This window comes from Vibrio sp. OPT46, from assembly GCF_015163535.1.
Classification (GTDB): Bacteria; Pseudomonadota; Gammaproteobacteria; order Enterobacterales; family Vibrionaceae; genus Vibrio; species Vibrio alginolyticus.
Genome location: NZ_JADDYG010000359.1, coordinates 28,013 through 36,947, shown reverse-complemented (window position 1 = coordinate 36,947; position 8,935 = coordinate 28,013). Strand labels below are relative to the sequence as shown.

At 48.5% G+C, this 8,935-nt stretch carries 7 protein-coding genes; 2 read left to right on the top strand and 5 right to left on the bottom strand.

All coding sequences use genetic code 11. From position 1 onward, the window contains the following. The 5 genes from IQR33_RS33305 to IQR33_RS16740 form a co-directional block, all read right to left on the bottom strand. On the bottom strand, positions 1-374 hold a 374-nt coding region (locus tag IQR33_RS33305; RefSeq protein ID WP_228013941.1), incomplete at its 3' end, for an iron chelate uptake ABC transporter family permease subunit. Next, entirely contained in the window at positions 371-1,330 is a 960-nt protein-coding gene (locus tag IQR33_RS16755) for a FecCD family ABC transporter permease (RefSeq protein WP_416222591.1), read from the bottom strand. The genes IQR33_RS33305 and IQR33_RS16755, both read right to left, overlap by 4 nt. A gap of 74 nt (positions 1,331-1,404) precedes the next feature. Beyond that, positions 1,405-2,328, bottom strand: coding sequence for a Fe(3+) dicitrate ABC transporter substrate-binding protein FecB (locus IQR33_RS16750; RefSeq protein ID WP_025768676.1), 924 nt, complete (start codon positions 2,326-2,328; stop codon positions 1,405-1,407). A gap of 101 nt (positions 2,329-2,429) precedes the next feature. Next, positions 2,430-4,568 (bottom strand): TonB-dependent siderophore vibrioferrin receptor PvuA, encoded by a 2,139-nt coding sequence (pvuA, locus tag IQR33_RS16745; protein ID WP_193837798.1) that lies wholly within the window; start codon positions 4,566-4,568, stop codon positions 2,430-2,432. 120 nt (positions 4,569-4,688) lie between these two features. After that, positions 4,689-6,725, bottom strand: coding sequence for a TonB-dependent receptor (locus IQR33_RS16740; protein ID WP_005383467.1), 2,037 nt, complete (start codon positions 6,723-6,725; stop codon positions 4,689-4,691). 250 nt (positions 6,726-6,975) lie between these two features. Here IQR33_RS16740 and IQR33_RS16735 point away from each other — a divergent pair, with 250 nt between their 5' ends. Together IQR33_RS16735 and IQR33_RS33300 are read left to right on the top strand one after the other, a co-directional pair. Next, the gene (locus IQR33_RS16735; RefSeq protein WP_053307985.1) at positions 6,976-8,187 is read left to right on the top strand and encodes an ATP-grasp domain-containing protein; all 1,212 of its coding nucleotides are present in this window, start codon (positions 6,976-6,978) and stop codon (positions 8,185-8,187) included. Next, positions 8,184-8,935, top strand: a 752-nt coding sequence (locus IQR33_RS33300) for an IucA/IucC family protein (protein WP_322631777.1), incomplete at its 3' end; no start/stop codon positions are given. The genes IQR33_RS16735 and IQR33_RS33300, both read left to right, overlap by 4 nt.

Sequence of the window (8,935 nt, the reverse complement as noted above, 5' to 3'; positions counted from 1 at the left end):
CCAGCAGCAAGCAAGCCTCCCGCCATGGCGACCATCGGCAACATTGCCACTGGCGCATTCGGATACAGCACCAAACAAGCGGTAGCCGCCAGTCCTGCTCCGGCGCTTATCCCCATTAAATCTGGTGAGGCAAGTGGATTACGGATGACGCCTTGAACTAAAACGCCTGACAGCCCCAACCCAGCGCCCACGCCAATGGCGAGCAACATTCTCGGTAATCGATATTGGTGAATCACAAAGTCCGAGTCAGAGAAAGAAAACAGTAATGCAAAAACCTGTTGAGCCGACATGTTCGCCGCACCAACAAACAGCGTGAGAGAAGACGCAATCAGCAACAATCCAACTAATGCAAACAGTTTGGTTTGATTCATCATGATGATTTCCTCATTGCAATCGCGATAAAGCAAGGTGTGCCCAACAGCGCGGTAATCACGCCCACTGGCGTTTCAGCCGGAAAAGCAATCGCTCGTGATAAAGCATCTGACCACGTCACCAATGCCGCGCCACACAAGGCGGAAACCGGAATGAGAATGTGATAGTTGTGACCAACAATTGGGCGTACCAAGTGCGGCACTAACAACCCGACAAAGCCAATTGGCCCAGCAATCGCTACGCTAGTTCCTGCCAACAGCACAACCGCTAAACCACTGATAAATCGCGTAAGACGAATGTTACCACCTAGCCCAACAGCAACTTCGTCCCCCAACGCGAGTAAATTTAAGTTTCGCGCTAAGCCCATGGCGAGCACCAAACCTAAAGTCGCAAAAGGCCGCAGTTGCTGCCACTGTTCAGAATCTACCGCGGAGAGTGAACCCGTTAACCAATGCAACACGCTGTAAGCCATGTCATCCGCCAAAATTACCGACGCACGAGTTAACCCTATCAGCAGTGCACTGATGGCAATGCCCGCTAGCACTAAACGCAATGGGTGAGAACGCGCGGAAAAAAAACCGCCCAACAACATGACCGCACCACCACTTAGTAGCGCGCCGAGTACTGCGTTGATGATTGAGTTCAATTGACTAAAGAATGGTACGCCGATGGACGCCAAGGCCATAAAACAAGCCGCACCAGCATTAATGCCGAGAATGGATGGCGACGCCAAAGGGTTACGAGTTAATCCTTGCATCAGCACTCCGGATACCGCAAGCGAAGCGCCAATTAATAACCCAGCATAGGCACGAGGCGCACGCAGCGTCGCGAGGATTTGATGCAGCATATTGCCCTCATCAAACGCAAACCAATAGCTTGTCAGATCATTAACGCTCAAAGAAAAGTTGGACCAGCCAATCATTGAGGCTGCATAGCCTGAGAGCGTACACAACGCCATAGCACAGACAAACAAGCTCGCTTTCCAATGCGATTTGCTAACCGAAGACGCGCTTTCCGAGCTTATCGCCGCACTCATGAGCGCTCCAATAACGCTTCAAGATTGCGGGCAATTTCTTCCGCAGCCAACATGCCGCGATTTAACGACCACAGTTCAGGAGAAACCTCAACAAGTTGCTGTTTTTTCGCAGCAGTTAGCAACTTAAACAATGGATTTTTGCGCCACTCATCCACAATATTTGGTTGAGAGTAAAGTCCAACTAACAACCAATCAGGGTTGGTTTTTAGTAAAAGTTCGAAACTGGTTGGGATATACGCTTTTTGCTCAGATGGAGCCAGCGGGCTTTGGATGCCCAGCATACTCAAAACGCCCCCAGCGTAAGAAACCGGGCTATGCAACCACATCCCTTTGTCAGAAACCACACCAAACTGAATGGTTTCCTGTGTTGCAAAATGCTGTTTGAACTCCGCCATTGTCTGTTTGTGCTGCTCAATTCGTTGTGTCATTTTCGCTTGTTTGCCAATTGCCACGCCGATTTTGTGTGCGGATTCGAGATTTTCTTGATATGTCTCACCACGGCTTTTTAACAGCAAAGTTGGCGCAATTCGCTGCAAATCTTGATAAATCGCGCGATGACGTTCTGCATCAGCAATGATCAAATCCGGCTTGAGCACCGCAATCGCCTCTAAACTCGGTTGCGAGCGCATGCCGACCGATTGCCAAGGACCAACCTTGGCACGAACAGCAGGAATGACTCGTGTGGCATCGTTGTCATCGGCGACGCCTACAGGTGAGACATCGACTGCCGCTAATGCATCGACAAACGAAAATTCTAAAACCACAATACGTTGAGGTATCGCTTCTAGCTCAAAAGTGCCTTGCTCATCTTGCACGCTGCGCGCCTGAGAAAATGCGCTAAATGACATCAAAGCTGAGCTCAACAGCATCAGCAAAACTGTTGAAAAGTGTTTGATCGTAAATTGTTTTTTATTTTTCATCTTGCTTTTTTCCAGTGCTAAGAGTTTTCCATTACCTAAGATCGGCAAAGTCGCCAAGGTAAATTGGCGACTTTTCTTTTCAAACTCGGTGAACGAAACGCTTAAAACTGATAGTTCAGATCCAGTGTGTAAGAGCGTCCCGGAGCTGGGTACCGACCAACTGGGCTTGTATCAATCCCGCGGAAGTAATACTCCTCGTCAAACAAGTTGTTCACCGCAACATTCATGCGTAACTTGCCTTTGTCGTCTTTGTATAAATCCGTCCCCAAGTTGAAGTTCCACACCATGTAAGATGGTACTTTACCCGTTGCGCCAGTTGCATCTTCGGCACTGGTGTTGGCGTTATCGGTATACGAATCACTAAAGTAGAAGCCCGATAGCGTGGTGTCCATGCCGTAAAATGCGTAGGTTGCATCCCAACCAAGCTGATGCTTAGAGGTGTAAGGCAGTTGATTACCTTTATTCGCGCCTTCTTCTTCAAGCGTAGCGTCTAGATAGTTGTAGCTTGCGCCTAAACTCAGTGTAGGTAGTGCTTCAGGCACGTAACGAGCAGAAAGCTCTATGCCTTGGTGAAGTGTTTTCCCGATGTTATCGAAGGTCTGCGTTGAGCTTTGCCATTGCAATTGATCTTCAAAGTCGATGCGATAAAGTGCAGCGTTAAAGCTGGTCGCATCTTGGGTGTAACGCGCGCCGACTTCGTAGTTCCAAGCCAGTTCGCTACCTTCTTCACCCAAACCTCGGATGTAGGCAATTTGTGGCGCACGAAGTGATTTTTGCGCGTTCGCATACGTCACCCACTGGTCAGTTAAGTTGTATGCCACCGTCAAACCTGGCAACCATTCCGTCACGGTGTTGTCTGCCGTTTGTTTTTTACCACGATCGGTAAACGTCATTCGAACCGACTCAACACGCAACCCAGGCGTTACCTTCAATGTATCATTGAACAAACCAATTTCGTTGCTAACGTATCCAGCAAACGCGTCCGTATCTAGATGCCAATCACGCGGAACGCTGGTTGCACCACCGGCGATTGGAGTCTGAGTGAGTTTGTAGTCAATGTCTTCATTAACATAACGGGTACCCACGATCCAGTTTTGAGTAACGGATTTACCTTCGCCAAAGTACATCGCCATTTTTGGCTCTATACCATACACGGTAAATTCACGTGGAGAGGTACGAACGTCCGTCGCTGACAGAGCCGGATCCGCCCAATGGCCACCCGCGCTGTTAAAGCCCCACTTGAAAAGACGCTCTGACTTATGGCCAAACGTTAGCACTTCTAGCTCGGCACTGTCGGCAAATGGCAAATCGTGGATGTACTTAACACTCCAGCGCGTCGACTTACCTTCATAATCATCGTAAGGACGTTTCGATTGGTGACGATCTTGCTCGTAATCTTGTGGCGAAAGTGCGCCCGGCATTTGCGTTTCAGCATCGTAACGTTGCAGGAATGCTTGAATCTCTTGAGTGTCACTCAGTAGCCACTGTGCTTTGGCTTGGAAGTTCTTCACGTCCGTATCGGAATGTTCACGGAAGCTTTCACCTTTTAGGAAGTTACCTTCCAACTGTAGTGCAAATGTGTCGCTTAACCAGCCGCCCGTGCGTAGGTAAAAATCATTCAGCGGCGCATCACCGCCATCAAACACGGTAAGGCGGTTACTGATTTCAGTTTGCCACGTGTGTGGAATCGGTTTGGTCACTAAGTTGATCACACCACCGACGTTGTTTGGGCCGTACTGTACTGCGGCACCACCGCGTACAATGTCAATACGATCAAGCATCGACAGTGTTGCTGGGAAGATAGACTGACCAGTGTGACCATATGGCGCAAGTGTTAGCGGTACACCATCCATCAAGAACTGAGCATGACCACTACGGCTTGCTTTCAAACCACGTACGGAAATGTTAGGCAATACGCCCGTTCCGCTTTCATCCTGAACTTTAATACCCGGCACGCGCTGTAGCGCGTTATCAATCGAGCCTGCGGCGGTTTTCTCGATTTGATCGCGGGTAATGACGGTACGAGCACCTGGGTACTCTTTGACGTCTTCAATTTCAGATTTACCAATCACGCTACCAGTGACAACGACGGTTTCCATCGTGGTAGTTTGTTCTTTTTTAGCAGGAGCAGCAACCGCGCTCATGGATGTGGCAGAAGCGATTGCAATCGCAAGCACACTGTAAGTGGTAGACAAACCAGCACGTACACGCACTTTACCATCCAAATTCTGGTAAGACATTAAGATCTCCTTTGCGAGAAATTGAGCCTCGGGCAGAATACATCCCGTAGGCTCTAGGGGCTAAACATCCTCAATATGAGGCAAAAATCGGCTAACAGGCGCTAACTACGCACAAAAAGCCTAGAACTGATATCCGTAGCTGAGCATGAACTCGGCTGGTGCGCCGTAGCCAATCTGGTTTAAGCCAGACGTGCCGTTTGTTGCGCCAAGAATGTATTTCTCATCCAAAATGTTGTAAGCGTTCGCTTGGATTTTGTGACGACCAGTGGTGTACGCCGCCATCAAATCCACCGTTGTGTAATCGCCAAGTGCGACGGCTTCGTCGTTACCTGCGTAACGGTCGCCCACGTACTTCACACCACCGCCTAAACGCCAGTTGTCATCCAATTGGTAAGTGCTCCAAAGAGAGAACAAGTGGTCTGATACATCGTTAGGCTTTTTGCCTGTGGCTTTGTCTTCCGCATCTAAGTAGCTGTAACCAACAGAGATGTCCCACTGTTTGGTGATTTGGCCGCGAGCCTCTAATTCAATGCCTTGGTGACGCACTTCAATTTTATCGATCACATCGCCGTCCACGTTAGTTTGTGGTTGCTCTTGATCAATCTGGAACAGTGCCGCATTCAACATTAATGCGTTATCCAAAAGGTACGCTTTCGCACCCACCTCTTTTAAGTCGGTGTGGAAGAATTCCGCCAATTTTGGATTGATGTAGATACCAGCGTACGGTAACTGCCAAGAGCGCGCTAAACTGGCGTATACGGATGTGTCGGAATTGATGCGGTATACCAAACCAGCACGGTAGCTGACTTTGTCATCATCCAACTTTTCCTTATCTGAGCCCGCTTTTTGTTGTTCGAGCTCCATCGAGTCGTAACGCACGTTACCGATCAAAGAAAGGTCGCCCCACGTATAGACGTCTTGCACATACAAACCTGTCGTGGTGGTGGTATTGTCACGAAATGGCTTAAAGCCCGGATCAGGCGTTGGACCAACGACTGGGTCGTATATATTTTGCGGAGGAAGCGTTTTGTCACTTGCCAACGTTAGGTCGATATCGATCTGGTTGAAATCTGCACCCACCATCAATTGATTGTCCCTGGTTTCCCAAACCAACTCAGATTGTAAAGTGGTCGTAGTACGTGGATCGTAACCAAAGTTGTTGACGGTTTGAGACACTTCATTACCCGTCACTTTGCCCTGACGCGTGCCTTTTTGCTCAAGTTCGATATGGTTGAACGCCGCTCGGTTGTTCCATACCCATTGATCATTCAGACGCCATTCGTAATCCACCGCAATACGGAGACTGTCTGACTCCTGATAGTCGTTTGTACCGCCAAAGTAAGTGCTTACTGGCAAATCAACTGGCTTGCCATTTTTTGATGGCACACCACGATACGGCACTAGTTCTTGATGGGCGTATTCCACGTCAATATCAATGGTGTGACCTTCCGCTGGTAACACACGAATGGTCGGTGCAATGAAGAAATCGTTTGAATCAACATGATCAACGTACGAGTCGGCTTGACGGTATTCCAAGTTAATACGCCCGTTGACCTTATCTGTAAACGCCATTGAGCTGTCGACCTGACCAACATATTGGTTGTTGCTGCCTACACTACCGTTTACGTGAGTAAAATTCTCACCGTTAGCGCGTTTCGTCACCAAGTTGATGATGCCCCCAGCCGAACCACGGCCATACAAAGCACCCGCAGGGCCTTTCACAATTTCAACGCGTTCAACGTTCGCTAAGCTGCGGTAAGACTGCAACGTACCGTCATCTCGCAAGCCATCACGGTACATATCGTTGAGTGAATCAAAACCACGGATCATGAACTGATCGCGGCTGCCTTCGCCCAAGGTGTTATTGACCCCGGCTACCCCATCTAGCGCATCCACTAAACGCACCGCGCCTCGGTCTTGCATTTCTGTTTTCGTTACTACGGATACCGCTTGTGGCACATCAAGCCATTCCACATCGGTTTTGGTGCCTGATTGAGGCATGTGTTCAGCATAACCTTCGTACTGATGACCGAAGACTTGAATCGTTTCAGTTGCTGATGGGGTTGAGTTCGTCTCTTCTGAAGCCACTGCGCTTGGTGCTACTAATGAAGAACCAATCGCGACCGCCAAGGGGGTCAGGGTCAATAATTTATTCATTCCATAATTCCGTTTAGTTGTTATAAAGCCAACGGATGGAAATAAGAACAAATATTATTTCTATTTGCAATATTAATTTTATGCTCTATATTTATTTACCCTAAAAACACAACTAACAACAAAAAAAACCAAATATCATAACAATAAATACTAAAACTTCTGCCCTCCGTCTCGAGAGAGGCACATTGGAAGACGACCGTGAGCGACTTTATCAACGTTAGAAGAAAATGTTAGAAAATTAGGAAAGCTCATGAAATCTACGATGATTATCGTAAGTCATGTCGTTAACGATGCAGTCACTCACGGCTTTGTGCCTGCAGCTAAAGCGATGGACCTTCACGTCGTTCTTATCACCGACCATAAGCTCAGCCATTTAGAGTTGGCGAGTCATGATAGTCACTTTAATCCGGATACCATTCTAGAATGTGATGTCTTCAACCCATTAGAACTCATCGAAACCATCACGGAGCATGAATTAAAGCCAGACGCTATTTTCAGCAATAGTGATCACTTACAAACTTCCACCGCCATCTGCGCGCAATTTTTTGGCCTCCCATCCAAAGATTGGTCTGTCACGTTAAAGGCCAAAAACAAACACTTAACTCGACAAGTGTTAAATGAAAAATCCTTACCCAACACACAAAGCTGTTTGCTGCATCGCCATTCGAATGTGGCATTAGGCATGGCCTTCCCTGTCGTAGCAAAACCCAAAGAAGGCGTGGCGAGTTTAGATGTACAGCGCTGTGACTCCCAAAGCGAGCTCGATGCTTACTCCGAGGCGTTTTGGCAAAAGCACCCAAACGCCGCCATTCTGGTGGAGCAGTTTCTTCAAGGACCGTTGGTTACGCTCGAAACTTTAGGAGACGGTAACCAACTTATCGCCGTGGGCGGTTTTGATGTGTCGCTCTCTGAGCCGCCTTACTTTATCGAAACCGCCGCAGACTGGAACGGACCAAACGGCATTGCTCACCGAGAAGCTTGCTTGGCTCAACTTAAAGCGTTCGGCGTTGGTTTTGGAGTTTGCCACAGCGAATTTATCATTACGGAAAATGGCCCGGTTCTGGTGGAAATTAACTACCGCAGTATTGGAGATGGCCGCGAATTCTTGCTCAACAATCTCGCTCACTTCGGTTGGTTTAGCACAATTTTGGGTCTGCATTTGGGCCGAAGATTGGCCGGCGATTACCAAATTCATGGGTCAGCGCACGTGCACTATGTGGTTGCGGAGCACAGTGGTGTGATTGACGGAGGTTCGACGTCGTTCATCCAACACGATGACGATATCATCACCCAGCAACAGGTACTAAAAACCGCTGGAGAACACTTCCAACAGAGTTATTCCAATAAGGATTATCTCGCCCGAATTTCGATTGTCTCACCATCAGGGCGAAACCTCGACCAAGCGCTGCAGAACGCGCTTAGCAATTTCGATCTAGCTCCGACTCGTGAGGTGGCAGCATGAACGACAACGCTTTGTATCTAACGCAACGATTGATCGACACTTGCTTACGCGAAGACATGTTTGGCATTTTGTCAAAAGCCAAGTTCAGTAGCGACGCGCCAAAAGAGGGAATTGTTCCTCAAGGCGAGCAAGTCTGGCTGATATTTGCCAACTCTGATTTCACGTTGTATTTACCCGTTGCGCCAACGTATTACATGCAGCACTGGCGCTACGGTCACGCCAATGACGAAACACCACAAGGTTGGTGGGTGGAGAAAAATGGCCAAGTCGAACATCAACAACATTACAAAGAGTGGATTGCACTACTAACGACACTGGCGCATGACAGCTCTCACGAATTGTTGGCGGGATACCTTCAAGAACTAGAATGTGCAGAGCAACACAAAGCGCTGTGTGACCAAGCGTTTCATCATCACGCAGACCACATTTCTCAACCAATATCCGAGCTTGGTTCTTGGCATCAAAAACTGCTGCTAGCCGACCAGATCGCTTCTTACCTTGACCATCCGTACTATCCAACTGCGCGGGCGAAGTTTGGTCTGAGCGATGAAGACCTTGCTAAGTACGCGCCCGAGTTTGCACCAAGCTTTGCTCTGCATTGGATTGCGATTGAAAAATCACTGGTGACATTAACCAGCGGACAACCTGATTGCTGGCCAACAATGGAGCAAGTTGGGCTTCCTGCTGATTTTGCACTGAGCCACGTTCTGTTCCCTGCACATCCGCTCACCCTGCGATCTTTAGAAGC

What these genes read in the sequence shown, in the direction of transcription:
- IQR33_RS16755 (WP_416222591.1), bottom strand. Translation starts at nt 1,330, where the DNA reads ATGGCGTTGTGTACGCTCTCAGGCTATGCAGCCTCAATGATTGGCTGG.
- IQR33_RS16750 (WP_025768676.1), bottom strand. Translation starts at nt 2,328, where the DNA reads ATGAAAAATAAAAAACAATTTACGATCAAACACTTTTCAACAGTTTTG.
- pvuA (WP_193837798.1), bottom strand. Translation starts at nt 4,568, where the DNA reads ATGTCTTACCAGAATTTGGATGGTAAAGTGCGTGTACGTGCTGGTTTG.
- IQR33_RS16740 (WP_005383467.1), bottom strand. Translation starts at nt 6,725, where the DNA reads ATGAATAAATTATTGACCCTGACCCCCTTGGCGGTCGCGATTGGTTCT.
- IQR33_RS16735 (WP_053307985.1), top strand. Translation starts at nt 6,976, where the DNA reads ATGAAATCTACGATGATTATCGTAAGTCATGTCGTTAACGATGCAGTC.